The organism is Curtobacterium sp. MCPF17_003, assembly GCF_003224385.1.
GTDB classification, from domain to species: domain Bacteria; phylum Actinomycetota; class Actinomycetes; order Actinomycetales; family Microbacteriaceae; genus Curtobacterium; species Curtobacterium flaccumfaciens.
In genome coordinates this window covers 1-25,336 of record NZ_QKLC01000004.1, presented here as the reverse complement: position 1 = coordinate 25,336, position 25,336 = coordinate 1, and the positions used below count along the sequence as shown (strand labels likewise).

The window sequence follows — 25,336 nt, the reverse complement described above, 5'->3', positions numbered from 1 at the left end:
CCGTCCGTCGGTGCGCACGTCGAGAACGGTCAGGGCTTCGTGATGAAGCCCTCCTTCACCATCCAGTCGAAGGCGACGTCGGCCGGCTCACGCCCCTCGACGTCGACCTGGCGGTTGAGCTCCTGCAGCACGGCGTCGGTGAGCTTCGGCGAGATCTGGTCGTAGATCCCCTCGAGCTGCGGGTACTCCTTCAGCGTCTCCGAGTCGATGACGGGCGCGACGTTGTACGCCGGGAAGAAGCCCTTGTCGTCCTCGAGCACCGTCAGCCCGAGCGACTTGATGCGGCCGTCGGTGGTGAAGACCTCGCCGAAGTTGCACTTGCCACGGTCGGTGGCCGTGTAGACCGTGCCGGTGTCGAGGATGCTCACGTTGCGGCTCGGCACGCCGTTCGATCCCGACCCACCGAGCTCCAGACCGTACTTCTTGAGCATCGGCTTGAAGCCGTCGGCACGGGAGTTGAACTCCGACTCCACGCAGAACGTGCGCTGGTCGACCGGCAGCTTGGCGACGTCGGAGAGCGTCTTGACGTCCCCCAGTTCCTTGACTGCCTCGTTGCGGACGGCGAACGCGTAGGTGTTGTTCATCGGCGCCGGCTCGAGCCAGGTCAGCCCGTTGCCGGCGTCCTCCTTCTTCACCGCCGTCCACTGCTCGGTCTTGTCCGGGATCCCCTCCGCGTGGCCCATGAAGGTCAGCCAGGCGGTTCCGGTGTACTCGTACGTGAAGTCGGCCGCGTGCGAGGTCATCAGCTCACGGACCGCGACGCTGCCGGGCACGTTCGTCTCGTCGGTGACGTCGAACCCTGCGGCCTTGGCCGCGAGCACGGCGATCTTGCCGAGCACGAGCTGCTCGGTGAAGTTCTTCGACGTCACGGTGATGTGGGCGCCGGCCGGCAGGTCGTCGATGCGCTGGATGGAGCCGGCGCCGGCCTCGGGCACGAACGACGTGGCGGGCTGCAGGCCGCACCCGGTCAGGACGAGGGCGGTGGCACCGGCGACGAACGCGGCGGCTCCGACCCGGGTGCGGCGGGTGCTGCGGGTGCGGCGGGTCATCGGAGTCCCTTCGGTCGTGCGACCGTCTCGACCACGCGGCCGAGCCAGTCGATGGAGAGGGCGAGCAGGGCGACGAGCAGGGCCCCGGCGACGAGCACCTTGGGCAGGAACAGCGTCACACCCGTGGTGATGAGCAGACCGAGTCCGCCAGCACCGACGAAGGTGGCCAGGCTCGCCGTGCCGACGAGCAGCACGAGGGCGGTCCGGATGCCCGAGAGCATCACCGGCACCGCGAGCGGCAGTTCGACGCGCATCAGCACGCTGAAGGCGCTCATGCCCATGCCGCGACCGGCCTCCACCAGGCGGTCGTCGACGCTCTGCACGCCGATCATGGTGTTCCGGAGCACCGGCAGGATCGCGTAGAGCACGAGCGCGATGACGGCGGAGGAGCTGTTCAGGCCGAGCCAGGCGGCGAGCAGCACGATCAGGCCGACGGCCGGGGCCGCCTGACCGAAGTTCGCGACGGCGAGCACGTACGGGCTCGCCCGGCGCAGGGGCCCGCGGGTGAGCACGACACCCAGCGGGATGCCGATGACGAGCACCAGGACCGTCGACTGCAGGGTCAGCACGAGGTGCTGGCCGGTCAGGGCCAGGATGTCCGCCGGGTTGAGCGTCGTGCGCTCCGTCGGGGTCAGGTCCGCCGTCGCGAGCCACGCCGCGAAGCCGGCCAGGACGACCAGGATCGCGATCGGCTGGAACAGCAGGCCCTTCCACGAGGTGCGTGCACCGGTGGCGGGGCCGGCGACGGCGACTGCGCTCACAGGTCTTCTCCGGTGGGCATGGCCGACACCGACGACGACGGCATGGTCTCGATCGGGTTCGTGTTGGTGCCGACCGGCGTGTAGGCCTGGTCTCCGGCGGCGGTCGCGCGGGAGCGGGTGATCGCCTCCATCACGGTCTCGACGGTGATGACCCCGCGGAACGCGTCACGACGACCGGTGACGAGCGCGGCGCCGGCGCTCGAGACGAGCATGGTGTCGAGCGCGTCGTTGAGGGTCGCTGCCTCGCCCACGACGGGCAGGCCGGGCTCGACGCCGTCGGGGATGCGCGTCAGACGCTCGAGCTGGCGGCGCGACGGCCATCCGATCGGACGCTGGCGGTGGTCGACGACGACGGCGTGCTGGTGCCCGCCGGCCTCGTTCATCCGCTGCAGCACGGCCTTGACCTCTTCGCCGGGGGAGCACGTCACGGCTGACTCGACCTCGACGTCGCGCACGCGGTTCAGCGTGAGCTGCTTCAGGCCGGCACCGGAACCGATGAAGTTCTCGACGAACTCGTTCGCCGGCTCGGCCAGGATCCGCTCCGGGGTGTCGTACTGCACGATGTGCGCGCCCTCGGTGAAGATGACGATCCAGTCGCCGAGCTTCACGGCCTCGTCGAAGTCGTGCGTGACGATGACGATCGTCTTGTGCAGTTCCTCCTGGATGCGCAGGAGCTCGTCCTGCAGGCGCTGGCGGGTGATCGGGTCGACGGCGCCGAACGGCTCGTCCATGAGCAGGACGGGCGGGTCCGCCGCGAGCGCACGGGCCACGCCGACGCGCTGCTGCTGCCCACCGGAGAGTTCGCGGGGGAACCGGTCGCGGTAGGTGTCGGGGTCGAGCGAGACCAGGTCGAGCAGCTCGTCGACGCGCGCCGCGATCTTCTCCTTCGACCAGCCGAGCATCTTCGGCACGATCGCGATGTTCGCCGCGACGGTCATGTGCGGGAAGAGACCGCCGGCCTGGATCACGTAGCCCATGCGGCGGCGGAGCTCGTCGCCGTCGATGCCGGTGACGTCGTCGTCGCCGACGACGATCCGGCCCTGGGTGGGCTCGATCAGGCGGTTGATCATCTTGAGGGTCGTCGTCTTGCCGCAGCCGGACGGGCCGACGAGCATGACGATCTTGCCGGCCGGGATCTCGAGCGTGATGCCGTCGACGGCGGGCTTCGACTGCCCGGGGTACCGCTTGGTGACCTCGTCGAGCAGGATGCTGCGCCCGGTGACGTCCCCGTCGGGCGCGGTGGTGGTGGCGGAGTCAGTGCTGGACACGGATACCTCTCGAGATGGTCAGGCGGCCGAGGCCGATGAGGAGCAGGTCGAGGACCAGGGCGAGCAGGACGACCCCGACCACCCCGACCACGACGGAGAACAGGGCGTTGGCGCCACCGAGGCGGGACAACCCGGAGAAGATGAAACCGCCGAGCCCGGGGCCGAGCGCGTACGCGGCGATGGCGGCGATGCCCATCACCATCTGCGCGGACACCCGGACGCCGCTCAGGATGATCGGCCACGCCATCGGCAGCTCGACCTGCAGCAGGGTGCGGAACCGGCTCATGCCGATGCCGCGCGCCGACTCGACGACGGTGGGCGGGATCTCGGCGAGGCCGACGACCGCGTTGCGCAGGATCGGCAGCGCGGCGAAGAAGACGACCGTCACGACCGACGGCAGGACGCCGAAGCCGAGCGGGACGATGAGCAGGCCGATGACGGCGAACGAGGGCAGGGTGAGGCCGATGGCGGACACCCCGTTCGCGACGGAGGTCAAGCGCGGGCTGCGGTAGACGAGTGTGGCGAGCACCACGGCGATGACCGTGGCGAGGACGACGCACTGGACGACCAGTGAGAAGTGCTGCCACGATGCGAACCAGATCTGGCTCCATCGCTCCACGACGTACTGGAACACGGGTGGGCGCTCCCCTTCCGGTCGGCTGAACTGCCCACAGATCGGGGCACGAGCTCGGCCAAAGCTACGCAGCAGCTGCACCTGTTGTACAACGCACACAGCGGTGGACGACCATTTCCCTCACATTTGCTTGGAGAATAACCCCAGGTCAGAGCCTGGTCACCGGGTGAACCCTGGGAGAACGGTAACGATCGGTCTGCGTGCTCGGCTATGCGTCGAAGCCGCGCAACCCGGCTCGCTCCGCGATGTCGACGAGCTGCTCACGCCACCGGACCCATTCCTCCGGCGACTTGTCGGCCAGGTTGCCGTCGCCGTCGCCAGCCAGGCCGTCGAGCATCTCGCGCACGATGTCGGCGTGGCCCGCGTGCCGGGCGGTCTCGTACGCCATGTGCACCAGGATCCGGTGCAGCGTGACGTCCCGGTGCCCCTCCGGCCACCACGACACGGTGCCGGTCGCGGTGAGGTCGAGGGCATCGATCGTGGCGTCGGCGTGGGCGGCACTGCGGTGGTGGAAGGCCACGATGTCGGCCATGGTCTCGTCGAGCGTGGCGTACATGTCCTCGCCGTCCTCAGACTCGAGCCAGGCGGGCTGGTCCGGCAGCGGCCGCCCGAACACCTCGCCGAAGTAGCCGGCCTGCACCCCGGCGACGTGCTTCACGAGCCCGAGGACGTTCGTGCCCGTCGGCGTCACCGGCCAGCGGGCCTGCCGCTCCGCCAGCCCGTCGAGCTTGGCCAGCAGGGCCGCACGGTGCTTCTGCAGGTACCGGTGCAGCGTCTGCTTCACCGCGGCGTCGGCAGCCGCGCGGTCGGGGTTCCGCGCAGACCCCTCGTCCGACAGCAGGGCGTTGCCGCTCGCGGCCAGCGTGCTGGTGCTCGCGGGGTGCACCTCGGGGACCGCTTCGACGTCGCTCATGCCCCCGATCGTGCCACCCGGAGCTCCTGCAGGCGCGTCGACTCCTGCACGGCGACCCGTTCGGCCGTCAGCAACAGGCCGGCGACCTCGGCACCGGTGCGTGCCGGGGCGTCGTTCCAGCTCGTCAGGTCACGCACGCGCCCCATCCGGATGTCCGGCGCGGGGCACCACAGCACGGGCTCGCCCTCGTCGCGGGCCAGGGCGTGCCACACGACGTCGAGCGCGTGCTGCACCCGGGGCGCGTGGACCGCGTGCGGCCCGCCGGCGGCGGACACGACCGCGCCGACCAGGCAGGCGCCGACGAGCGGCCGGCCCTGCACGTCCATCGCGGCGGCACTGGAGGCCTTGCGCTCGCGGCCGTGCTCGTCGAGGTAGGCGAACCAGGCGTGCTGGACCCACCCGCGTTCGACGACGGCGCGGGCGTCCGAGATCAGGTGGACGAGTTCGCCGAGTTCGCGAACACGGTCGTCGACCCGCCGCGCGCGGGCGGCGGCGCGGCGGTCGGACAGACGGTCGAGCAGGCCGCGGAGACCGTGTCGCTCGGGTCGGACGGGGGCGGGGGAGGCGTCGGTGGCGACGTCGTGCTGGACGCGGAGCTCGAGGGTCATGGCGGCCCCTCCGATCGGCTGTGCACGGATGGTGCGGTCACGATAGCCCCGCGGGGACTCAGTCGTCCAGCACTGCGTCGATGCTCCGTTGCGCGACGCTCCGGAAGGCGCGCTCGTCAGCGGTCGCCAGGGCGGACGCGAGCGCGACCGCCCACCCACGTGCGCGCTGCCAGGTGGCCTCCGGGGCCGTGACGCGCGCGCGGAACGCCAGACGCCCCGGCCGGTCGAGCGTCAGCCAGGCGGTCGCGAGGTCGACGGCGGGGTCCCCCGCGGTGACGTCCCCGAAGTCGATCACGGCCGACAGGCGGTCGGCACCGCCCGACGGGTCGACGAGCAGGTTGAAGGGGTGCAGGTCGCCGTGCACCCAGACAGGAGGCCCGGCGTGCGCGGGCACGGCCGCTGCGGTCCGCCACAACGCGGCGAGCTCTCCGGCCCGGTGCACGCCGTGACCGTCGAGTCGCGTCAGCACGGCGTCGCTCCGCGACGCGAGCGGCACCCCGCGGAACGGGTTCGCCGGGGCGTCGTCCGGGGCGGGGACGTGCAGGAGCCCGACGAACGCGGCGAGCGCCTCGGCGACGAGGACCCCGGCCGCCCGTTCACCGATCGCAGTACCGGGCAGCCACGGCACGACGCTCCACGACCACGGGTAGCCGAGGGCGGGGCGGCCCGTGCGCACCGGGACCGGCACCGGGACGACCGATCCGACCCGGGCGGCGATGGCCGGCAACCAGCGCTGTTCGTGTTCGACGAGGCGTGCGGCCAGCTCCCGACGGGGGACCCGGACGGCCAGGTCGTCGCCCAGACGCAGCACCACGTTGTCCCAGCCGTTCGCGACGACCTCGAGCGGCAGCACGGCCAGGTCGGGGTGCTGGTCGCGCAGCAGGGCCCGGACGAGCGGGACGTCGACGTCGACCTCGGCAGCGGGTGTGGGCACGGCGTCAGGCTAGTGGGCCGCCGGACACACGCCCGCGAACTGGGGCCGGTGGCGCGAGATCCTCCTCGGTAGTCTCAGGGACGAGGTGACGTGGGTGTTTCCCTGGGGGGACCCGCGTCACTCCGGAGCGATGAGCGCGACGAGCCGCGGGATCTCCGGACGCAGCCGTTCGGTGACGAACGCGTCCAGCAGGACCGTCCAGAGTTCCCGCAGGCCCGCGAACAGGTCGGCCCGGCGGGTCATCACGTCCGAAACGGTCTGCACGCCGGTGTAGGCACGGACGACGACCCGGCCGACCAGCTCCGGGTCCCACCGTGGGTCGATCTCGCCCGCGTCGACGGCCTGCCGTGCGAACCCGGCGACCACCGTCGTCCAGTCCGTGTACGGGTCCTGCCGGTCGACGTCGCTCGCGGCCACGTCGGTCGACAGCCGGACACCGGCGCTGACCACCACCTCGGTCGTCATCTGCACGGCCAGCCCCTGCGCCAACCACACGATCCACTCGAGCGGCGTCGTCCCCTTCGCCACCGCGGCCTCGCCGTACCGTCGGGAGATCGCGTGCTGCTCGGCGATCACGGCACCCGCCATGTCGGCCTTCGACCTGAAGTGGAAGTACAGCGCGCCCTTGGTCATCCCGATGCGTTCGGCGATGCCGTCCATCGAGGCGCCGACGTACCCGCGTTCGTCGAACTCCGCGGCCGCGCCCTCGATGATCGCCGTGCGGGTCGCGAGCGACCGCTGCTGCCGGGTCGGTCGGTCCTGCGCCATGGGGTCCGATCGTAGCCAGGGCGGACTGCCGCCGGGGTCCACTGGCCGCATTCGGCAGGCGTTCGGCCGGGTGCCCTACGGTCGGTCGCCATGGACGGATGGCGGAACCCTGCGCGCTGGGCACGGACGGGGCGGTGGCTGCTGCTGCCGATCGCGGTGCTGGACTGGGTCGCGCTCGCGCCGCAGACCATCGTGGTGCTCGCGTTCCTGCTCGCCGTCGTCGGCCTCGCCGGCATGGCAGCGGCCCTCGTGGTGCACATGCTCGGTCGGTCCCGCGGGGCGATGGCCGCCCTCGGGGTCGTGCTGCTGCTCGGCGGCCTCGTGGTGTTCGGCCTCGACCCGTTCCCGGGCTCGTTCCCGCTCATCGAGTCGTGGTGGCCGGAGTCGATCACGCAGCCGCAGCACGTCGGCAGCGCGTACTGGCAGCTCGCCGGCCTGGGCATCGAGCTCGCCGGGTTCGCCCTGCTCGCGACGCTGCTCGTGGTCGCGCTGACCGGCACCCCGCGCCCTCGGCAGGACCGCTTCCGCTCCTGACCCACCCGGGGCAGCACGCGACGCCCAGGCGGCCCATCCCGCTCAGTGCCGTGTGAGCACCACCAGCGTGACGTCGACCGCGGCGTCCGCGGGGACCGCCGCGCGCACCCGTTCGACCGCCGTGGCCCCGTCCGGAGCGGAGCGCACCAGCGCAGCGAGGTCGTCCAGGTGCCGGAGTCCGTCCAGCGTCAGGACGCCCTGGGTGCAGATCGCCAGCCGGTCGCCGGGTTCCAGGTCGAGCGCGCCGGGCGACCGGGGGATCGACTCCGGCTGCAGCCCGAGCGGCAGGTCGAGCGGGTGCAGGACGCGAGCCGGGCCGTCGGCGGGGACGAACACCGCGAGACCGTGGCCGGCGTCGCCGAAGTCGACGTGACCCGACGTCGGGTCGAGCCGCAGGTGGAAGAGCGAGCCGACGGCGTCCGCAGCCGACAGGTCGGCGGTGACCTGCGCCTCCAGGCCGACGATCGCGTCCGACATGGCCGAACCGGTCCGTGCCGCCACGGCACCGCGGACCGCCGCGGCGAGCAGGCCCGACGCCGGGCCGGCCGCGCTCACCCGGCCGACGGTGACGTGCAGGGCACCGTCCGGTGCGACGCGCCAGTCGGCGACGTCACCCCCGCCGTCGTCGTGCTGGGCCACCAGGACGTCGAGGTCGTACCCCGGCACCGCGACCGGGTCCGGCACCAGGCCGTCGAGCACCCGACGGACCCGTCCGCGGTCGATGGCGACGCCGAGTTCACGCTCCGCCCACCGGGCCAGGTCACCCAACAGGGCGACGTCGTCCGGCGAGAACGTGCGCGGAACAGCGTCCATCAGGCACAGCGTGCCCACCCGGGTGCCGTCGACCATGGTCAACGGTGCGCCCGCGTAGAACCGGATGCCGTGCTCCGCCACCGCCGCCGTGTGCGCGAACCGGGCGTCGAGCGACGCGTCCGGGATCACCATCGGTTCGCGGGTGAGCACCGTCGACGCGCAGAACTGCTCGCTGGCGGGGACGCTCGATCCCTGGTGCCAGCCGAAGGTCGACTGCGTGGTGACGAGGTCGTGGTGGACGAGGTTGAGGAAGGTCAACGGGACGTCGAACGCCTCGTGGGCCATGCGGGTGATGCGATCGAAGCGCTCCTCGGGTCCTGATCCCAAGACGGCGAGCGCCTCGATCACCGCGGTGCGCCTGTGCGCACCGTCGAGATGGTTGGTCACCCGACCTGTCTACCCCCATCGTCCGACAGGAACCAGTCCCGCGGGTGGGGGTCGGCCGTCAGCTCGCGGCGCTCGGACACCGGGGCGGCCCAGGCGGCGGCGTTCGACAGCACGCGCTGGATGTCCGGGTGGTGGTAGACGGGGTACTCCTGGTCGCCCGGCGAGAAGTAGAAGACCTTGCCGAGCCCCCGGCGGTACGCGACGCCGGAGCGGAAGACCTCGCCGCCCGCGAAGGTCGACAGGAACACCTCTTCGTCGGGGCGCGGGATGTCGAAGTACTCGCCGTACATCTCCTGCCGGTCGATGACGATCGGGTGCGGGACCCCCGCGGCGATCGGGTGCTCGGGCGCGACGGTCCAGACGAGTTCACGCTCGCCGTCGTTCCGCCACTTCAGCGAGCAGGTCGTGCCCATCAGGCGCTTGAACGGCTTGGAGTAGTGGCCGGAGTGCAGCACCACCAGGCCCATGCCGGCGTGGACGGCGTCGACGACCAGGTCGACGACGGCGTCGCTCACCTCGTCGTGGGCGGCGTGCCCCCACCAGAACAGCACGTCCGTGGTGGCCAGCCGTTCGGCGGTGATGCCGTGGTCGGGTTCCTGCAGGGTGGCGGTGGAGACGTCGGCCCCGGGCTGCAGCTGCCGGAGCGCCTCGGCGATCACGGTGTGCATGCCGTCGGGGTAGTGCCCGATGACCGTCGCGTCACCGCGGGTCTCGTGCACGTTCTCGTTCCAGACGACGATGTTCAGGGGACGGTTCTCGGTCGACGGCGACATGCAGGCAACGCTACCCGTGCTCGGTTCGCGCATCCACTGGCGTTTTCTGATCGTTCGGCCTACCTTCAGATCACAATCGCGCAGGACGGCAGCGCCAGGGGGCGCCGATCACCGTCCGCGCCGAGGACAGGGGCTCGTCCGATGCAGCACCGCACCATCACCACCGTCGCACTCGCGGCGGCACTCGCACTCGCCGTACCGACCACCGCGTGGGCGTCGTCGCCCACCGGCCACCACCCGACACGGACCGCGACCACCTCGACCGTGACCTACACGGCGAGCGACGCGGTCATCCCGAACCCCTCGCGCGGGTTCGACCACACCACCGAGACGCACTACCGCGCCGACGGCAGCGGGTACACACCGCTCGACGCCGCGACGCTCCGCGGCTACCGCGCCGAGGGGGTCACCCAGATCGTCCGGGTGTTCTACATGGAGGCGTTCGTGCAGCAGCAGCGCCTCAGTCCGGCCTGGCTGCGGCTCGTGCAGCGCGACTACGACACCGCACGTGCGGCAGGGGTGGGCGTGATCACCCGGTTCGCGTACGTGCAGGGCGGTGCGTACCCGTACTCGGCGCCCTACGGCGACGCCGACCTGTCGACCGTGCTCGCGCACATCCAGCAGCTCACCCCGACGCTCCGCCGGAACGCCGACGTCATCCCGACCCTGCAGCAGGGGTTCATCGGGCTCTGGGGCGAGGGCTACTACACCGACCACTTCGCCAGCGACCCGTCGAACCCGGGCGTGCTGACCGAGGCCGACAAGGACGCCCGACGGCAGGTCCTGCAGGCCGAACTCGCGGCCCTGCCGTCCAGCCGCTCGGTCCAGGTCCGCACGATGCAGATGAAGCAGGACGCACTCCGCACGCCGTCCGGCACGGCCGGTGCGCTCACCCTGGAGCAGGCGCACGACGGGTCGGCAGCGTCGCGCACCGGGCACCACAACGACTGCTTCCTCGCCTCGCCCGACGACTTCGGCACGTTCCTGAGCGACCCGCTGTCACTCGACCAGGACTACCTGGCCGCCGAGTCGCGGTACGTCCCCGTCGGTGGCGAGACCTGCGCCGTGAACGCGCCGCGGTCCGAGTACCCGTCAGCCTCGGCCGAGATGGCGAAGTACCACTACAGCTACCTCAACCTCGACTACAACAAGGACGTCCTGGCGACCTGGGGCGCGGACGGCATGACCGACGCCGCGAAGAAGCTCGGCTACCGCTTCACGATGACCTCGAGCACCGTCACCACCGGTCGCACGCCGTCGGTCGCGGTGTCGGTGCGGAACGACGGCTGGGCGGCGCCGTACAACAGCCGCCCGGTGCAGCTCGTCCTGACCGACGGGCACCGCCGGGTCACCGTGCCGGTGCGCGCCGACGCGTCGTCGTGGCAGCCGGGCCGGACCGTGACCGTCCGGGCGTCGCTCGCACACCTGCCGAAGGGACGCTGGGACGTCGCCCTCGCCCTGCCGGCACCCGAACGCTCGGTGGCGTCGAACCCGGCCTTCGCGATCCAGACCGCGAACACCGGCACGTGGGACGCGCGCGCCGGCGTGAACCGCCTGGGCCAGACGGTGGTCGTGCGGCACTGACCCGACGTCGAGGACGCCCCGGGTCGATCGGCCCGGGGCGTCCTGCTGTCTGTCAACCGGGTCCGCCACCATGGAGGCCATGACTCCGCGCTCCCTGTTCCGCGCCGCCGCGGTCGCCGAACTCGTGACCTGGACCCTGCTCATCCTCGGGATGGTGCTCAAGTACGGCCTGGACGCCGGCGACTGGGGCGTGCGCATCGGCGGTGGGGTGCACGGCTTCGTGTTCCTGGCGTACCTGGTGGTCACGACGGTCGTCGCGGTGAACCAGCGGTGGTCGTTCGGGGCGCTCGTGCTCGGCTGGGCCAGTGCCGTCGTGCCGTACGCCACCGTGCCGTTCGAGGTCGCGGTCGCCCGCCGCGGCATGCTCGAGGGCTCCTGGCGCCGCTCGCCGGACGCCCACTCGGGCTTCTGGGACCGTCTGCTGTTCTTCGTGGTGCGCCGGCCCGCCGTGGCCGCGGGCATGGGGGTCGTGGCCGTCGCCCTGGTCTTCACCGGGCTGCTGGCCGCCGGCCCGCCCGTGCCGTCCCGCGGCTGACGCCCCGCGCGTCCCCCGTGTCGCTTCGTGAGCACGAACGGTCGGGTTTCGTGGTGCGGACGCGACCACGGACGGACGGGAGGCCCGGTGCCAGCTGGCACCGGGCCTCCCGTCCGCGAGCAGGTCGCTGCTAGAGCGCTGCCAGCGCCGCGTTCAACGTGGCGGACGGGCGCATGACCGCGCTCGTCTTGGCGTCGTCCGGGCGGTAGTAGCCGCCGATGTCGGCCGGGTGGCCCTGCACCGAGACGAGCTCGTCGACGATCGTGTGCTCCTGATCACCGAGCTTCGCCGCGAGGTCCGCGAACGACGCCGCGAGCTCGGTGTCCTGGGTCTGCGCGGCGAGCTCCTCGGCCCAGTACTTCGCCAGGTAGAAGTGGCTGCCGCGGTTGTCGATGGAGCCGAGCTTCCGACCAGGGGACTTGTCCTGCTCGAGGAACGTCCCGGTGGCGCGATCGAGGGTCTCGCCCAGGATCTTCGCCCGCTCGTTGCCCGTCACACCGGCGAGGTGCTCGAGGCTGACCGCCAGTGCGAGGAACTCGCCCAGGCTGTCCCAGCGCAGGTAGTTCTGCTGCACGAGCTGCTGCACGTGCTTCGGCGCGGAACCACCGGCACCGGTCTCGAACAGGCCGCCACCGCCCAGCAGCGGGACGACGGAGAGCATCTTCGCCGAGGTGCCGAGCTCCATGATCGGGAACAGGTCCGTCAGGTAGTCGCGCAGGACGTTGCCGGTGACCGAGATGGTGTCCTCGCCGCGGCGGATCCGCTCGAGCGAGAAGCGCATGGCGTCCTCGGGCGCGAGGATCTCGATCTGCAGGCCCTCGGTGTCGTGCTCGCCGAGGTACCGGCGGACGAGCCCGATGAGGTTCGCGTCGTGGGCACGGGTCTCGTCGAGCCAGAACACGGCGGGTGTCGCGGAGGCACGGGCGCGGGTGACGGCGAGCTTCACCCAGTCGCGGATGGCGACGTCCTTGGTCTGGCAGGCGCGCCAGATGTCTCCGGGCTCGACGTCGTGCTCGATGACGACGTCACCCGAGGCGGTCGTGACGCGGACCACACCGGCGCCGGGGAGCTCGAAGGTCTTGTCGTGCGAGCCGTACTCCTCGGCCTTCTGCGCCATCAGACCGACGTTGGGCACGGAGCCCATCGTCGACGGGTCGAAGGCGCCGTGGGCGCGGCAGTCGTCGATCACGGCCTGGTAGATGCCGGCGTAGCTCGAGTCGGGGATGACGGCGAGGGTGTCGTGCTCGTCGCCGTCCGGGCCCCACATGTGCCCCGAGGTGCGGATCATCGCGGGCATCGAGGCGTCGACGATGACGTCGCTCGGCACGTGCAGGTTCGTGATGCCCTTGTCCGAGTCGACCATGGCGAGCTCGGGGCCGTCGGCGATGCCCTGCTTGAAGGCACGCTCGATCTCGGCGCCGTTCGGCAGCGCACCGAGGCCGGCGAGGATCGAGCCGAGGCCGTCGTTCGGGGTCAGGCCCGCGGCGGCGAGGTCGGCGCCGTAGCGCTCGAACACCGACGGGAAGAACGCCTTGATGACGTGCCCGAAGATGATCGGGTCGGAGATCTTCATCATCGTGGCCTTGAGGTGCACGGAGAACAGGACGTCCTCGGCCGCGGCGCGCTCGATCTGCTCCCGCAGGAACGTCTCGAGTGCGGCCACGTGCAGCACGGTGCCGTCGACGACCTCGCCCTGCAGCACGGGGATCGACTGCTTGAGGACCTGCTCGCTGCCGTCCTCGGCCACGAAGGTGATCGTCAGGACGTCGTCGGCGGGGGCGATCCAGGACTTCTCGTTCGACCGGAAGTCGTCGACGCCCATGGTGCTGACGTTCGTCTTCGAGTCACGCGACCAGGCGCCCATGCGGTGCGGGTGCTTGCGGGCGTAGTTCTTGACGGACAGGGGTGCGCGGCGGTCGGAGTTGCCCTCGCGCAGCACCGGGTTCACGGCGCTGCCCTGGACGCGGCCGTACCGGGCGCGGACGTCGCGCTGCTCGTCGGTCGTGGCCTCGTCCGGGTAGTCGGGAAGGTCGTAGCCCTGCGCCTGCAGTTCCTTGATCGCGACCTTGAGCTGTGGGATCGACGCCGAGATGTTCGGCAGCTTGATGATGTTCGCCTCGGGGGTCTTCGCCAGGTCGCCGAGCTCGGCGAGGGCGTCGTCCAGGCGCTGCTCGTCGGTGAGCCGCTCCGGGAACTGGGCGATGATCCGGCCTGCGAGCGAGATGTCGCGGGTCTCGACGTCGACACCCGCGGTGCCGGCGAAGGCCTGGATGACCGGGAGGAAGGAGTGGGTGGCGAGGAACGGCGCCTCGTCCGTGAGGGTGTAGATGATCTTGGCCATGCTGGCGGGTACTCCCTTGTTCGACCGTCGGTACGTCCACGGTACTCGTGGCGCAGGATGTCTCGACATCAAGATACATGGCCCCTACCTGCGCGCGGCAGATGCTCGGCCGACACCCTGGAGGCGCACTGTCGACACATAGGAACGGCGCGTGGGCTGGTCTTCCGCGACACCAGAGCGAGGGAGAGCGCGCATGACCACCACACGGCAGCCCCCGGACGACTCCGGAACCGACGGAGCCTGAGCCTCAGTCGCCGATCGAGACGCGGAACACGCGGACGCCGGCGGCACGGAGCCCGGCGAGCCCGAGCCGCATGCGCAGGGGCCGGAAGGGCCGACGGAACCCGGACGACGCCGATGCGGCATCGATCTGGTGCAGGACCTCGGACGTCAGCGTGCGCTCGAGCTTCGGCGCGAGGCGGGTCACCCCGGACACCGTGACGACGATGCGGACGGCGTGCGGCGCGAGCATCGGCGCGATGAGCTCGGCAGCCGCCTGCGCCCGGTGGAACGCGGGGTCGTCACCGGGGCGGCGGATGGCGATGACGGCCAGCGCCGCGTCCCAGGTCTCGCCGGGGTCCGGCAGGTCGTCGACCCCGATGACCCGCATCCGCGCGGCGTCGATCCCGGCGCGCACGGCCGCGGCCCGGAGCACGGGAAGGAGTTCCTGGGTACCGGCCAGCACGACGTCGGCTGACGCCAGGTCGACCGTTCCGTACCGCTCACGCGGCGATCGGGCCATGGTGCGGGTCCTTCCGTCGCTTTCCCCTGACCGTACCGATGCTGAGGGCCCGGGGGACGCTTCCGCCCGTGGCGATCAGGCGCCTCCCAGCGCACTCGGTAACGAAAAGATCACGGAAGGGCCTGTACAAAGCGACAGAGTCGTGCAGAATGGTGGGCGGCCATGACGACTGCACCCGAACCCGACCAGCACCCGGAGACCCCGGTGGTGCACCTGTCCCGTCGCGCCGCCCTCGAGGCCGAGCGCGCAGCAGCACGCGGACCGCAGCGTCGCAGCAAGACGGCCCCGGTCGCGAAGGTCACCAAGCCCGAGAAGCCGGCCAAGGCAGCGAAGGTCGCCAAGCCGGCGAAGGCCGCGAAGCCGGCCAAGGCGCCGAAGGCCGCGAAGGTCGCCAAGCCGGTGCAGGCCGTCGTCCTCGCGTCCTCGGCCACCGAGCCGGCCGGCCGCCGCTCCGCAGCCGCGCGCGCCACCACCGAGCACGTCGACGACCGCATCCAGCGCGTCGTCCGTCGCCCCGCACCCAAGGCGACCCGTGTCGCCAGCGCACCCCGGGCCTCCCGGTCGGCCCGTGCCGGACGCATCACCCTCACCAGCGCCGCCGCCGCGATCGCGATGTTCGCCGCGTCGGCGATGCCCGCCCACGCGAGCGCCGGCACCTCGATGGCCACCTCGACCATCGCGCCCATCGTGCGCACCCAGGACTACGCCGTGACCCAGGCGGTCACGTCCGCCGGGTCCGACCGTGACGGGTTCACCGTCGGCGGTGGCTCGACCGTCACCACGACGACGGCTGGTTCCGCCGGCACCGCGGCGACCGCCGGAGGCGCCGTGTCGTTCGGCGGCGCCGTCCGCTCGCCGTTCCCCGGCCCCGTGCAGATGAGCTCCGGCTTCGGGTACCGCTCCGCACCGTGCGGCGCGTGCTCGTCGCTGCACCAGGGCCTCGACTTCACGCCGGGCATGGGCACACCGATCGGTGCCGTCGCCGCGGGCAAGGTCCGGGTCTCGGGCACCTACTTCTCGTACGGCAACGCGGTCATCATCGACCACGTGGTCGACGGCCGTCAGGTCTCCACGCTGTACGGCCACATGATCCCCGGCTCCTCGCCGCTCAAGGTCGGCGACACCGTCGCTGCCGGGCAGTTCATCGGGCTCGTCGGGTCCTCCGGCGTCTCGACCGGCGCGCACCTGCACCTCGAGGTCCTGATGGACGGCGTCACGCCGATCGACCCGGAGGCGTGGCTCGAAGCCCGCATCGGTCGCTCGCTCACCCTGTAGCGACCGACTCCTGCAGGGCCCCGTCCCGGATCGACGCAGAACCCACAGTTGCTGTCGAGCGGCAGTACGGTGATGTCCCAGTCTGCCTGTGCAGACTCACAGGCATGGACGATCCCCACAGACCGCCCGCCCGTCATCGATCCGAGGCGGCTGCCCGCTGATGGGTGCCGACACCTGGATCGCCTTCGGGCTCGTCATCCTCTTCGTGCTCGTCGGCGGGGTCTTCGCGGCCGCCGAGATCGCACTCGTCTCCCTCCGCGAATCCCAGCTGCAGCAGCTCGAACGCCGCGGCCCCCGCGGGATGCGGGTCGCCGAGCTCGGCCGTGACCCGAACCGGTTCCTGTCCGCCGTGCAGATCGGCGTGACCGTCGCCGGGTTCTTCTCAGCCGCGTACGGTGCGTCCTCGATCGCACCCGACGTCGCGCCGCTGTTCCAAGGGCTCGGCCTTGAGCAGGGCACGGCCGAAGCCGTCGCGCTGGTGCTGATGACCCTCGTCATCGCGTACCTGTCGCTCGTGTTCGGTGAGCTCGTGCCGAAGCGCCTCGCCCTGCAGCGTGCCGAGGGCTTCTCGATGGCCGTCGCCCCGACCCTGGAGCGCTTCGCGGTGCTGATGCGGCCGGTGATCTGGCTGCTCTCGAAGTCCACCGACACCGTCGTGCGACTGCTCGGCGGCGACCCGAACGCCCGCAGCGAGTCGATGAGCACCGAGGAGCTCCGCGGCCTGGTCGACGAGCACACCGGCGTCGACGAGCAGGGACGCCGGATCGCCCGCAGCGCGCTGGACGCCGGTGACCGCATCCTGCGCGAGTCGATGCGCCCCTGGTACGACGTGTCGACGCTGGACGCCGGCCTCTCCGTCGCCGAGGCCACCGACCAGGCCATCGCAGCCGGGCACACCCGGTACCTCGTGACCTCCGGCGGGCGCGACGAGGTCCAGGGCTTCGTGCACCTCCGTGACCTGCTGCGTCCGGTCGACCCCGCGGCCCCGGTCGCCACGCTCGTCCGGCCGGTGCTCGCCCTGCCCGAGACGAAGTCGCTGTCGAGTGCGATCGCGGACATGCGCACCGACGGCCACCAGATCGCCCTGGTCGTCGACGAGTACGGCGGCAGCGCCGGAATGGTCACGCTCGAGGCGCTGCTCGAGGACCTCGTCGGCCGCATCCGCGACGAGTGGGACTCCACCGAGTACGACGAGTCCGTGCTGGCGCACGACGGCGTCGACGGAGCAACCGTGCTCGAGGACCTGGCTGCGGACGGCGGCCCCGTCCTGCCCGACGGCGACTACGAGACCGTGGGTGGGCTCGTGCAGGTGCAGCTGGACCGCGTGCCCGAGGTCGGTGACGTCGTCACGGCCGGCGGCCACCGCCTCGAGGTGACCGCCATGGACGGTCACCGCGTCGCACGGGTGCGCATCGGAGCTGACGCCGCTCCCTGACCGACTGACGGGTACCGCCCGTGCCTGCCGGACGCACGGCCCGGGCACGTACGCTCGTCGCATGGGTATCGACGTGCGCAACGAGATCCGCGACTTCCTGTCCTCCAGGCGGGCGCGGCTCACCCCCGAGCAGGTCGGCATGCCGTCGTTCGGCGGCGGGGTCCGACGGGTCCCCGGGCTGCGTCGGCACGAGGTCGCCATGCTCGCCGGCGTCAGCGTCGACTACTACACGCGACTCGAGCGCGGCTCGCTCAAGGGCGTCTCGGACAGCGTGCTCGAGGGCCTGGCGAGCGCCCTGCAGCTCGACGAGGACGAGCGTGCGCACCTGTGGGACCTCACGCGCCTGGCGAACTCCGGCGCGAAGGTCATGCACCGGAACGTGCCGACCCGCGTGCGCCCCGGCGTGCAGCGGCTGCTCGACGCCATCACCGGCGCACCGGCCTGGGTGCGGAACGAGCGCGGGGACGTCGTCGCGACGAACGAGCTCGGCCGTGCGCTCTACGCACCGCTCTTCGCCGGCCCCGGACGCCCGGTGAACACCGCACGCTTCACGTTCCTCGACCCGGCCGCCCGCGACTTCTTCCCGGACTGGGCGCAGACCGCGAAGGACGCCGTGGCCGTGCTCCGGACCGCCGCGGTGTCGAACCCCTGCGAGCCGGGGCTCATCACGCTCGTCGGCGAGCTCTCCACCCGGAGCGAGGAGTTCCGCGGCTGGTGGGCGGCCCACGACGTCCGGATGCAGCGCACCGGCAAGAAGCGCATCGACCACCCGATCGTGGGGGAGCTGCGGCTGTCCTACGAGGCGCTCGACCTGGTCGCCGACCCCGGCCTGACGCTGTTCTCGTACTCGGCCGAACCGGGCAGCGAGTCCGAGCGGTCGCTCGCGCTGCTCGGCAGCTGGGCCGCGACGGAGCGGGCCGAGCAGTACGCGGCCCTGCGCGAGTCGGAATCCGAGTCCGAGTCGGTCGACTGACCCGGCGCCCGCGGATTCGTAGGGTGGGGACGTGACGAGGACGACGGACGGCTCAGCAGGAGGCGCGGACCACCGGCAGCACCGCCGGCCCGAACCCGCGTTCGCCCGCGCGGTCGCGAAGGCCCTCGGAGACGCCCGGACCGTGCTCGACATCGCTGCCGCTGCCGGTGCCGGCGCCGGTGCCCGTTCGTACGCGCCGACCGACCGCGACGTGACCACCGCGGAGCCCGCCGGAGAACTGCCCTTCGCCGACGACACCTTCGACGCCGCGATGACGACGTTCTCGCTGCACGAGTGGCACGACCTCGAACGCGTGCTCGCGGAGGTGCGTCGCGTGACCCGGGGCCCCGTCGTGGTCCTGACGTTCGACCCCGACCGCATCGAGCGCTCCTGGCTCGCCGAGTACGCGCCCGAGGTGCTGTCGACCGACGCCCGTCGACATCCGGCACTGCCGCGGATCGCCGACGCGCTGGGAGACGACACCGTGACGAGCACCCCGTTGCGGATCCCGTTCACGTGCGTCGACGGGTTCGCCGAGGCGTACTACGCCCGCCCCGAGCGACTGCTCGACCCCGGCGTGCGCCAGGCGGACCCGGCGTGGGGACTGGTCGACGAGTTCACCGTCCGGCGGTCGGTGGCAGCGCTCCGGACCGCGCTGGAGTCGGGGGAGTGGGACCGGCGGCACGGGTCGTTGCGGATCCGCCCGACGTACGAGGGCTCGGTCGTCCTGGTCACGGCGACGCCGAACCGACCGCGGACGGACCGGGCCGGGGTTGACACCCGGTCGTAGGCTGGTCGGGTGAGCTTCCAGGAGGTGGTCGGCGCCCGTATCGCCGGCATCAGGGCGTGAGGCCCTCGGTCGTGCCCTCGGGTGCGGCCGCCCTCGTCGAACCCTGACCTCCTCCGCCCGGTGCGGTGTGCGTCCGCACGCCCCGGGCCCGCACGAAAGCGATCACCCATGCTCCCCATCGTGGAGAAGACCCTCCGCACGTCCTTCGTCAACGCCTCGCGCAAGGAGGTGTCCGACCTCACGCTGCCCGCCGACTTCGAGACGCTCGACTGGGACGCGCTCGACTACCTCGGCTGGCGCGACCCGAAGATCGGGCGGCGTGCGTACGCCGTCGTGCCGACCCTGGACGGTGAACTGATCGGCATCCTGTTCCGGCAGGCCGAGGCCTCGCCCCGCTCCCGTGCCCAGTGCTCGTGGTGCCAGGACGTCAAGCTGCCGAACGACGTCGCGTTCTACAGCGCGAAACGGTCCGGGCCGGCCGGACGGAACGGCAACACCGTCGGCACCCTGGTGTGCCAGGACTTCCAGTGCTCGCGGAACGTCCGGAAGCTGCCGCCGCCCGCCTACGAGGGCTACGACGTCGAGGCAGCGCGCCTCCGGCGCATCGAGGACCTGCAGGTCCGGGCCGCGTCCTTCGCCGCTGAAGTCTGAGACGCCGGCGTCCTCGGGAGACGCCGCCGAGTCAGCGAGACGCCGCCGGATTCGGGGGCGTCTCGCGCTGACGCCGGCGTCTCGCGTCCGCAAACGCGACTGACGACGGACTGGAGGCCCGTGACGGATCCGCCACGGGCCTCCAGGTCGTCAGGTGGTCGCGTCTACCGACCGATGGTCGACATGTCGGGGTAGCGGTCACCGGTCGGGACCGGCAGCGCCGACAGGCGCGACAGCTGGTCCGCCGTGAGGGTCAGATCGGCTGCGCCGACGTTCTCCTCGAGGCGGGAGACCCGCTTCGTGCCGGGGATCGGGACGATGTCGTCGCCCTGGGCCAGCAGCCAGGCGAGCGACACCTGCGCCGGGGTGGCCCCGGCCTCGGTCGCGATCTCCTTGACCGCGTCGACGATGCGCATGTTCTGCTCGAACGCCTCCTGCTGGAAGCGCGGGTTCGCCAGGCGGAAGTCGTCGGAGTCCAGGTCGGACGGCTTCGTGATGGCACCCGTCAGGAACCCGCGGCCGAGCGGCGAGTACGGCACCAGGCCGATGCCGAGCTCGCGCAGGGTGTCGAGCACGTCGCCCTCGGGGTCCCGCGTCCACAGCGAGTACTCGCTCTGCAGCGCGGTGATCGGGTGGATGGCGTGGGCCTTCCGGATCGTCGCGGCGCTCGCCTCGGAGAGGCCGATGTGCCGGATCTTGCCCTCCTGCGCGAAGCCGGCGAGCTGGCCGATGACGTCCTCGATCGGGACGGCCGGGTCGACGCGGTGCTGGTAGTAGAGGTCGATGTGGTCGGTGCCGAGGCGACGGAGGGAGCCTTCGAGGGCCTCGCGCACGGACTCGGGCTTGCTGGAGATCCCGCGCTGCTGCGTCGGCGTCTCCTCACCGGCCTCGTGGTGGTACAGGCCGAACTTGGTCGCGATGACGACGTCGTCGCGACGGCCCTCGAGCGCACGGCGCAGGAGTTCCTCGTTCGTGTAGGGGCCGTACGCCTCGGCGGTGTCGAACAGGGTGACGCCGAGGTCGATTGCGCGGTGGATGGTGCGGATCGACTCGTCGTCGTCGGTGCCGGCGCCCGTGTAGAAGGCGCTCATGCCCATGGTTCCGAGGCCGATCGGTCCGACCTCGAGGTCTGCGAGCTTGCGTGTCTGCATGCTGCAGGTCTACTCCCGGTCCCCCGGGGCGGCGGGAGGCACTGTCGGTACCCGCCTCCGCACCACTACGCTGCGAGGGACGGGGCAGGCGCCCCGGGCTCGGGGGAGTGTCGTGGTCGTCATCTGGATCGTCGTCGCCGTGGTCGTCGTGCTCGGCGCCCTGCTCGTCGTGCTCGAGGTGCAGAACCGCCGTCGGCGGCGGGCGCTCTCGGACCTCGAGGACTTCTCCGACCCTACGGCGGGATCACGTGCCGTGGCCGACGCCGACGCCGCGCGCTCGACGGCCGAAGGCGTGTCGAAGGCAGCGCACCCCGGCGGCAGCGGTGTGGGCGGCATGTTCCCGGGCTGACGAACCGTCTCGACTCGTTGTCGGGACCAGCCGTTCTGGTCCGACGAACGCCCTCGGGCTTCGTGAGGTTCCTCCAAGGTGCTCGCACGAGCGCTCCGCACACTGGTGTGATCGTCCCGTGAACCTGTACTTCCGACTGCTCCTGCTGCAGCTGCGCACCCGTCTGCGCGCTCGGGTCGGTGGACGCCGCCGGGCGTCGCTCTGGGACGAGGTGCGGACGCCGTTCCGGGTGGTCCCGACCGACCTGGACCCGCTGCGCCACGTCAACAACGGCAAGTACCTGTCGATGCTCGACCTCGGTCGGCTCGACCTGATGCTCCGTTCCGGCTACTGGGCCGCGCTGGCCGAGCACGGCTGGTACCCCGTCGTCTCGGCGCAGACGATCACGTACAAGCGTTCGCTGACGCTCGGGCAGCGGTTCGAGCTCCGGACCCACGTGCTCGGGGTCGACGACCGTGCCGTGTACCTGGAGCAGACGTTCGTGCGACAGGGTGCCGTGATGGCCCGCGCCGTGGTGCAGGCCCGGTTCCTGCGGCGTTCCGGCGGGACGGTGCCGACCGCGGACCTGCTCGAGGCGGCGGGTGGCGCGGACCGCGACCTGACCGTGCCCGGCTGGGTGCACGACTGGGCGAGTGCGACCCGGATCAGCAGCGGCGCGGCGTAGACAGGTCCGGTGACCGAACCAGCAGGCTCCCACCGGACGACCGCCACCTCACGCCGCGCGCTCATCGCCGGCGGAGTCGGTCTCGGTGTCGCCGGCATCCTCGCCGCCTGCAGCAGGCCGGGGCCCGAGCCCAGCCGGTCACCGAGCGCCGCGACACGCTCGCAGACCCCGGACCCTGCACCGAGTGACTCCCCGGACCGCGGCCCGGACTCGTGGGATGCGCTGACCGCCGCGGTGTCCGGCACCGTGCTCCGGTCCGGTGCGGCGGGGTGGGACGACGCCCGTGTGCTCGAGAACCCGCGCTTCGACGACGCCGACCCGCGAGGGATCCTGCGGGCGGCGGACACCGCGGACGTGCAGGCCGGCCTCGCCTTCGCCCGGACCACCTCGACGCCGGTGGCGCTCCGGGCGGGCGGGCACTCGTACACGGGGTGGTCGGCCGGAGGGGCGCCCGGCACCGACGTGCCGCGATCGCTGGTCATCAGCACGCAGGACCTGGACGGCATCGACCTGCACGACGACGGGACCGTCACGATCGGCCCGGGTGCCCGGCTCGGCGACGTGTACGCCGAGCTCGCGAAGGCCGGACGGGCGATCGGCGCCGGTTCGTGCCCGACGGTCGGCATCGGCGGACTGACCCTGGGTGGTGGAGTCGGCGTCCTCGTCCGGTCCTTCGGTCTGACCTGCGATCAGCTCACGGGGGCCACCCTCGTCACCCCGGACGGGGTCGTGCACCGGGTGTCGACGTCCCGCGAACCCGACCTCTTCTGGGCCTGCCGCGGTGGGGGCGGTGGAACCGTCGGCGTCGTGACCGCACTGACGTTCCGGACGCACGCCGCGCCTCCCGTCCTGCTCTTCACGATCACGTTCGCATGGTCGGCCGCCGCTGCCGTGGTGCGTGCCTGGCAGGACTGGGCGCCGACCGCCGACCGGGAGCTGTGGTCGTCCCTGAAGCTGCTGAACGGCAGTCGGCACACCGCGCCGACCGTCACCGTGACCGGTGTGTGGACGGGGTCGAAGACCGGGGCGGACGCCTCCGTCGACGGGTTCGTCCGGTCGACCGGTGCGAAGCCGCTCGCCCACACGGCGGACGAGTTGGCGTACGGGGCAGCGATGTCGGCCCTGGCCGGCAGACCACAGCGGGTGTCCGAGGCGGCGACGTCGTCGATCGGCTCGGCGAAGCTCAGCGACGCTCAGATCGACGTGCTCGTCCGGCAGGCGGCCGCGGCGGGTGACGTGACGGGCAACCTCGAGGGTGGGGTGGCGCTCGACGCGCTCGGCGGCGCCGTGGCGGACGTCGGCGCGGGGGACTCGGCCTTCCCCTGGCGGTCGGCGCTGATGACCGTGCAGTACACGGCGGTGTTCGCGGACGGGGCGGATCCCGCGCCGTTCGATGCGTACGTGCGGGAGTTCCGGAAGGCGATGCGACCGGCGTGGGGCGACGCCGCGTACGCGAACTACTGCGATGCATCGATCACCGACCCGTCCGCGTACTTCGGCGACAACACCACCCGTCTGCACCGCATCGCCGAGCAGGCCGACCCCGCAGGCGTGCTCGCACAGCCGCACTGGGTCTGACGACGGCCCGGGGACGGTGCGCGCGGTCCGGGTTTCGGCCCCAGCGACACTGCACGCGTCCTGCACCCCGTGAACTGTCGCTCAGCGCGGAACCCGACCGGGCTCACGGCCGGCAGCGCCCTACGATGACCGCATGGACATCGTCGACCTGGTGCTGCCGGACGTCGCCGCGTGGCGCGCCTGGCTCGACGACCACGAGCACGAACCCGACGGGGTGTGGCTCGTCCTCGCCAAGAAGGGCGTCACCGAGCCGACGACGCTGACCTACGACACGGCCCTCGACGAGGCGCTCTGCTCCGGTTGGATCGACGGGCAGCGGCGCGGGCGTGACGACACCACGTACCGCCAGCGGTTCACCCCGCGCCGGAAGGCCTCGCTGTGGTCGCAGCGGAACCTCGGCCTGGTCGCCGCACTCATCGCCGACGGGCGGATGCGGGAGCGCGGGCACGCCGAGATCGAGCGCGCGAAGGGTGACGGCCGGTGGGACCGCGCCTACGCCGGATCGGCCACGGCCACGGTGCCCGAGGACCTGCAGGCCGCCCTCGATGCCGCCCCCGCAGCCGCCGCGCTGTTCGCCGAGCTCGACGCCACGAACCGGTACGCCGTACTGCACCGCATCACCACCGCCCCGAACGCCACGGTGCGGACGAACCGGCTCACCAAGCTCGTCGGCGGACTCGAACGCGGCGAGACCCCGTACCCGCGGCCCACTCGTCCGTAGCCCTGCGAACGCGGAGAGCGGTCGGGGGACACCGACTCAGGGACCGGCAACGCACCGGGCGTAGACCGGGGACATGACCACAGGCACTGACACCACGAACCGTCCGGCTGCGTCCTCCGGCACCTTCCGCATCGGCGGCGACCTCGAGGTCAACCGGCTCGGCTACGGCACCATGCAGCTCACCGGCCCCGGCGTCTGGGGACCGCCGAAGGACCACGACGAGGCGATCCGCGTCCTCAAGCGTGCCGTCGAGCTCGGCGTGAACTTCTTCGACACCGCCGACTCGTACGGCCCCTACGTCGCCGAGGAGCTCCTCAAGGAGGCCCTGCACCCCTACGGCGACGACGTCGTCATCGCCACGAAGGCCGGTCTCACCCGCACCGGCCCGAACGTCTGGCCGCCCGTCGGCCGCCCGGAGTACCTGCGCCAGGAGGCCGAGATGAGCCTCCGCCGCCTGGGCCTCGAGCGCATCGACCTGTTCCAGCTGCACCGCATCGACCCGAAGGTCCCGCTCGAGGACCAGGTCGGCGAGCTGAAGAAGCTGCAGGACGAGGGCAAGATCCGCCACATCGGCCTGTCCGAGGTCTCCGTCGACGAGGTCAAGGCCGCGCAGGAGATCGCCACGATCGTCTCCGTGCAGAACCTCTACAACCTGCAGAAGCGTGACGCCGAGGAGCTGCTCGACTGGTCGGAGCAGCAGGGCATCGGCTTCATCCCGTGGTTCCCCCTGGCGACGGGTGGCCTGACCGGCGAGGACTCGCCGCTCACCGAGATCGCGGAGCGCAAGGGTGCCACCCCGGCGCAGCTCGCGCTCGCCTGGCTGCTCAAGCGCTCCCCGGTGATGCTGCCGATCCCTGGCACGTCGAGCGTCGCGCACCTGGAGGACAACCTCGCGGGTGCGACCGTCGAGCTGACCGACGACGAGTTCGAGGAGCTGGCGAAGCTGGGTCACTGACCCCGGGAAGCGACCGCGGGTCGCGACCGCGGGTCGCGACCGCGACGACCGGGCGGACGGGAGGCGCGGTGCCAGCCGGCACCGCGCCTCCCGTCCGTTTCTCCGCCCTGTCCAGATCCGAGCTTGCGCAGGCATACCGCGTATGTGCAT

General features: G+C 71.8%; 26 protein-coding genes. 13 read left to right on the top strand and 13 right to left on the bottom strand.

Annotation, left to right across the window (positions count from 1 at the left end):
- Positions 1–29 precede the first annotated feature (29 nt).
- The 8 genes from DEJ30_RS05425 to DEJ30_RS05390 form a co-directional block, all read right to left on the bottom strand.
- Positions 30–1,049 (bottom strand): glycine betaine ABC transporter substrate-binding protein, encoded by a 1,020-nt coding sequence (locus DEJ30_RS05425; RefSeq protein WP_110859405.1) that lies wholly within the window; start codon positions 1,047–1,049, stop codon positions 30–32.
- Positions 1,046–1,810 carry an ABC transporter permease gene (locus tag DEJ30_RS05420; RefSeq protein WP_110859404.1) on the bottom strand — a complete coding sequence of 255 codons (765 nt, stop codon included), beginning with the start codon at positions 1,808–1,810 and terminating at the stop codon, positions 1,046–1,048. The genes DEJ30_RS05425 and DEJ30_RS05420 overlap by 4 nt, the downstream gene beginning before the upstream one ends.
- The gene (locus tag DEJ30_RS05415) at positions 1,807–3,078 is read right to left on the bottom strand and encodes an ABC transporter ATP-binding protein (protein WP_110859403.1); all 1,272 of its coding nucleotides are present in this window, start codon (positions 3,076–3,078) and stop codon (positions 1,807–1,809) included. The genes DEJ30_RS05420 and DEJ30_RS05415 overlap by 4 nt, the downstream gene beginning before the upstream one ends.
- Entirely contained in the window at positions 3,065–3,712 is a 648-nt protein-coding gene (locus DEJ30_RS05410; protein WP_110859402.1) for an ABC transporter permease, read from the bottom strand. Before DEJ30_RS05410 ends, DEJ30_RS05415 begins: the two co-directional genes overlap by 14 nt.
- 208 nt (positions 3,713–3,920) lie before the next feature.
- On the bottom strand, positions 3,921–4,625 hold the full coding sequence (locus tag DEJ30_RS05405; RefSeq protein WP_110859401.1) for a DinB family protein: 705 nt from the start codon (positions 4,623–4,625) through the stop codon (positions 3,921–3,923).
- Positions 4,622–5,233: a hypothetical protein gene (locus DEJ30_RS05400; protein ID WP_110859400.1), complete on the bottom strand. Its 612-nt coding sequence runs from the start codon at positions 5,231–5,233 to the stop codon at positions 4,622–4,624. The genes DEJ30_RS05405 and DEJ30_RS05400 overlap by 4 nt, the downstream gene beginning before the upstream one ends.
- 58 nt (positions 5,234–5,291) lie before the next feature.
- Positions 5,292–6,167 (bottom strand): aminoglycoside phosphotransferase family protein, encoded by an 876-nt coding sequence (locus DEJ30_RS05395; protein ID WP_110859399.1) that lies wholly within the window; start codon positions 6,165–6,167, stop codon positions 5,292–5,294.
- A 117-nt stretch (positions 6,168–6,284) separates the two neighbouring features.
- The gene (locus DEJ30_RS05390; RefSeq protein ID WP_181420015.1) at positions 6,285–6,935 is read right to left on the bottom strand and encodes a ScbR family autoregulator-binding transcription factor; all 651 of its coding nucleotides are present in this window, start codon (positions 6,933–6,935) and stop codon (positions 6,285–6,287) included.
- 90 nt (positions 6,936–7,025) lie between these two features.
- Here DEJ30_RS05390 and DEJ30_RS05385 point away from each other — a divergent pair, with 90 nt between their 5' ends.
- Positions 7,026–7,469, top strand: coding sequence for a hypothetical protein (locus tag DEJ30_RS05385; protein WP_110859397.1), 444 nt, complete (start codon positions 7,026–7,028; stop codon positions 7,467–7,469).
- A gap of 42 nt (positions 7,470–7,511) precedes the next feature.
- Here DEJ30_RS05385 and DEJ30_RS05380 read toward each other — a convergent pair whose 3' ends face one another.
- A complete protein-coding gene (locus tag DEJ30_RS05380; RefSeq protein ID WP_110859396.1) occupies positions 7,512–8,669 on the bottom strand; it encodes a GAF domain-containing protein in 1,158 nt (385 codons plus the stop codon).
- The gene (locus DEJ30_RS05375; RefSeq protein ID WP_258369834.1) at positions 8,666–9,442 is read right to left on the bottom strand and encodes a ThuA domain-containing protein; all 777 of its coding nucleotides are present in this window, start codon (positions 9,440–9,442) and stop codon (positions 8,666–8,668) included. The genes DEJ30_RS05380 and DEJ30_RS05375 overlap by 4 nt, the downstream gene beginning before the upstream one ends.
- A gap of 141 nt (positions 9,443–9,583) precedes the next feature.
- Here DEJ30_RS05375 and DEJ30_RS05370 point away from each other — a divergent pair, with 141 nt between their 5' ends.
- Together DEJ30_RS05370 and DEJ30_RS05365 are read left to right on the top strand one after the other, a co-directional pair.
- On the top strand, positions 9,584–11,026 hold the full coding sequence (locus tag DEJ30_RS05370; protein ID WP_110859395.1) for a DUF4832 domain-containing protein: 1,443 nt from the start codon (positions 9,584–9,586) through the stop codon (positions 11,024–11,026).
- A 79-nt stretch (positions 11,027–11,105) separates the two neighbouring features.
- Positions 11,106–11,561 (top strand): DUF3817 domain-containing protein, encoded by a 456-nt coding sequence (locus DEJ30_RS05365; protein WP_110859394.1) that lies wholly within the window; start codon positions 11,106–11,108, stop codon positions 11,559–11,561.
- 130 nt (positions 11,562–11,691) lie between these two features.
- Here DEJ30_RS05365 and DEJ30_RS05360 read toward each other — a convergent pair whose 3' ends face one another.
- Both DEJ30_RS05360 and DEJ30_RS05355 read right to left on the bottom strand, forming a co-directional pair.
- The gene (locus tag DEJ30_RS05360) at positions 11,692–13,902 is read right to left on the bottom strand and encodes an NADP-dependent isocitrate dehydrogenase (protein ID WP_110859393.1); all 2,211 of its coding nucleotides are present in this window, start codon (positions 13,900–13,902) and stop codon (positions 11,692–11,694) included.
- 247 nt (positions 13,903–14,149) lie between these two features.
- Positions 14,150–14,644 carry a hypothetical protein gene (locus DEJ30_RS05355; protein ID WP_110859392.1) on the bottom strand — a complete coding sequence of 165 codons (495 nt, stop codon included), beginning with the start codon at positions 14,642–14,644 and terminating at the stop codon, positions 14,150–14,152.
- A gap of 162 nt (positions 14,645–14,806) precedes the next feature.
- On the opposite strand from DEJ30_RS05355, the gene DEJ30_RS05350 reads away from it, so the two are divergent.
- The 5 genes from DEJ30_RS05350 (at position 14,807) to DEJ30_RS05330 (ending at position 19,768) form a co-directional block, all read left to right on the top strand.
- A complete protein-coding gene (locus DEJ30_RS05350; RefSeq protein WP_110859391.1) occupies positions 14,807–15,919 on the top strand; it encodes a M23 family metallopeptidase in 1,113 nt (370 codons plus the stop codon).
- Positions 15,920–16,079: 160 nt separating this feature from the next.
- On the top strand, positions 16,080–17,354 hold the full coding sequence (locus DEJ30_RS05345; protein WP_110859390.1) for a hemolysin family protein: 1,275 nt from the start codon (positions 16,080–16,082) through the stop codon (positions 17,352–17,354).
- Positions 17,355–17,415: 61 nt separating this feature from the next.
- Positions 17,416–18,327 (top strand): helix-turn-helix transcriptional regulator, encoded by a 912-nt coding sequence (locus DEJ30_RS05340; protein WP_071406260.1) that lies wholly within the window; start codon positions 17,416–17,418, stop codon positions 18,325–18,327.
- A gap of 31 nt (positions 18,328–18,358) precedes the next feature.
- Positions 18,359–19,117, top strand: coding sequence for a class I SAM-dependent methyltransferase (locus tag DEJ30_RS05335; RefSeq protein ID WP_110859389.1), 759 nt, complete (start codon positions 18,359–18,361; stop codon positions 19,115–19,117).
- A 168-nt stretch (positions 19,118–19,285) separates the two neighbouring features.
- Entirely contained in the window at positions 19,286–19,768 is a 483-nt protein-coding gene (locus DEJ30_RS05330; protein WP_110859388.1) for an FBP domain-containing protein, read from the top strand.
- 164 nt (positions 19,769–19,932) lie between these two features.
- Here DEJ30_RS05330 and DEJ30_RS05325 read toward each other — a convergent pair whose 3' ends face one another.
- On the bottom strand, positions 19,933–20,919 hold the full coding sequence (locus tag DEJ30_RS05325; RefSeq protein WP_110859387.1) for an aldo/keto reductase: 987 nt from the start codon (positions 20,917–20,919) through the stop codon (positions 19,933–19,935).
- Between the two features lie 112 nt (positions 20,920–21,031).
- On the opposite strand from DEJ30_RS05325, the gene DEJ30_RS05320 reads away from it, so the two are divergent.
- The 5 genes from DEJ30_RS05320 to DEJ30_RS05300 all read left to right on the top strand — a co-directional run bounded on the left by DEJ30_RS05320 (position 21,032) and on the right by DEJ30_RS05300 (position 25,186).
- On the top strand, positions 21,032–21,268 hold the full coding sequence (locus DEJ30_RS05320) for a hypothetical protein (RefSeq protein WP_110859386.1): 237 nt from the start codon (positions 21,032–21,034) through the stop codon (positions 21,266–21,268).
- Between the two features lie 118 nt (positions 21,269–21,386).
- Positions 21,387–21,932 carry an acyl-CoA thioesterase gene (locus tag DEJ30_RS05315; RefSeq protein WP_110859385.1) on the top strand — a complete coding sequence of 182 codons (546 nt, stop codon included), beginning with the start codon at positions 21,387–21,389 and terminating at the stop codon, positions 21,930–21,932.
- Between the two features lie 9 nt (positions 21,933–21,941).
- Positions 21,942–23,510 (top strand): FAD-binding oxidoreductase, encoded by a 1,569-nt coding sequence (locus tag DEJ30_RS05310; RefSeq protein ID WP_110859384.1) that lies wholly within the window; start codon positions 21,942–21,944, stop codon positions 23,508–23,510.
- A 133-nt stretch (positions 23,511–23,643) separates the two neighbouring features.
- Entirely contained in the window at positions 23,644–24,231 is a 588-nt protein-coding gene (locus DEJ30_RS05305) for a YdeI family protein (protein ID WP_110859383.1), read from the top strand.
- 73 nt (positions 24,232–24,304) lie between these two features.
- Positions 24,305–25,186, top strand: a complete 882-nt coding sequence (locus tag DEJ30_RS05300) for an aldo/keto reductase (protein WP_110859382.1) — start codon at positions 24,305–24,307, stop codon at positions 25,184–25,186.
- Positions 25,187–25,336: the final 150 nt, after the last annotated feature.

Bases quoted from the DNA above. Each gene is read 5' to 3' on its own strand.
- DEJ30_RS05340 (WP_071406260.1), top strand. From the start codon at position 17,416: ATGGGTATCGACGTGCGCAACGAGATCCGCGACTTCCTGTCCTCCAGG.
- DEJ30_RS05425 (WP_110859405.1), bottom strand. From the start codon at position 1,049: ATGACCCGCCGCACCCGCAGCACCCGCCGCACCCGGGTCGGAGCCGCC.
- DEJ30_RS05405 (WP_110859401.1), bottom strand. From the start codon at position 4,625: ATGAGCGACGTCGAAGCGGTCCCCGAGGTGCACCCCGCGAGCACCAGC.
- DEJ30_RS05385 (WP_110859397.1), top strand. From the start codon at position 7,026: ATGGACGGATGGCGGAACCCTGCGCGCTGGGCACGGACGGGGCGGTGG.
- DEJ30_RS05325 (WP_110859387.1), bottom strand. From the start codon at position 20,919: ATGCAGACACGCAAGCTCGCAGACCTCGAGGTCGGACCGATCGGCCTC.
- DEJ30_RS05345 (WP_110859390.1), top strand. From the start codon at position 16,080: ATGGGTGCCGACACCTGGATCGCCTTCGGGCTCGTCATCCTCTTCGTG.
- DEJ30_RS05355 (WP_110859392.1), bottom strand. From the start codon at position 14,644: ATGGCCCGATCGCCGCGTGAGCGGTACGGAACGGTCGACCTGGCGTCA.
- DEJ30_RS05375 (WP_258369834.1), bottom strand. From the start codon at position 9,442: ATGTCGCCGTCGACCGAGAACCGTCCCCTGAACATCGTCGTCTGGAAC.
- DEJ30_RS05400 (WP_110859400.1), bottom strand. From the start codon at position 5,233: ATGACCCTCGAGCTCCGCGTCCAGCACGACGTCGCCACCGACGCCTCC.
- DEJ30_RS05370 (WP_110859395.1), top strand. From the start codon at position 9,584: ATGCAGCACCGCACCATCACCACCGTCGCACTCGCGGCGGCACTCGCA.
- DEJ30_RS05360 (WP_110859393.1), bottom strand. From the start codon at position 13,902: ATGGCCAAGATCATCTACACCCTCACGGACGAGGCGCCGTTCCTCGCC.
- DEJ30_RS05350 (WP_110859391.1), top strand. From the start codon at position 14,807: ATGACGACTGCACCCGAACCCGACCAGCACCCGGAGACCCCGGTGGTG.
- DEJ30_RS05390 (WP_181420015.1), bottom strand. From the start codon at position 6,935: ATGGCGCAGGACCGACCGACCCGGCAGCAGCGGTCGCTCGCGACCCGC.
- DEJ30_RS05305 (WP_110859383.1), top strand. From the start codon at position 23,644: ATGGACATCGTCGACCTGGTGCTGCCGGACGTCGCCGCGTGGCGCGCC.
- DEJ30_RS05365 (WP_110859394.1), top strand. From the start codon at position 11,106: ATGACTCCGCGCTCCCTGTTCCGCGCCGCCGCGGTCGCCGAACTCGTG.
- DEJ30_RS05300 (WP_110859382.1), top strand. From the start codon at position 24,305: ATGACCACAGGCACTGACACCACGAACCGTCCGGCTGCGTCCTCCGGC.
- DEJ30_RS05330 (WP_110859388.1), top strand. From the start codon at position 19,286: ATGCTCCCCATCGTGGAGAAGACCCTCCGCACGTCCTTCGTCAACGCC.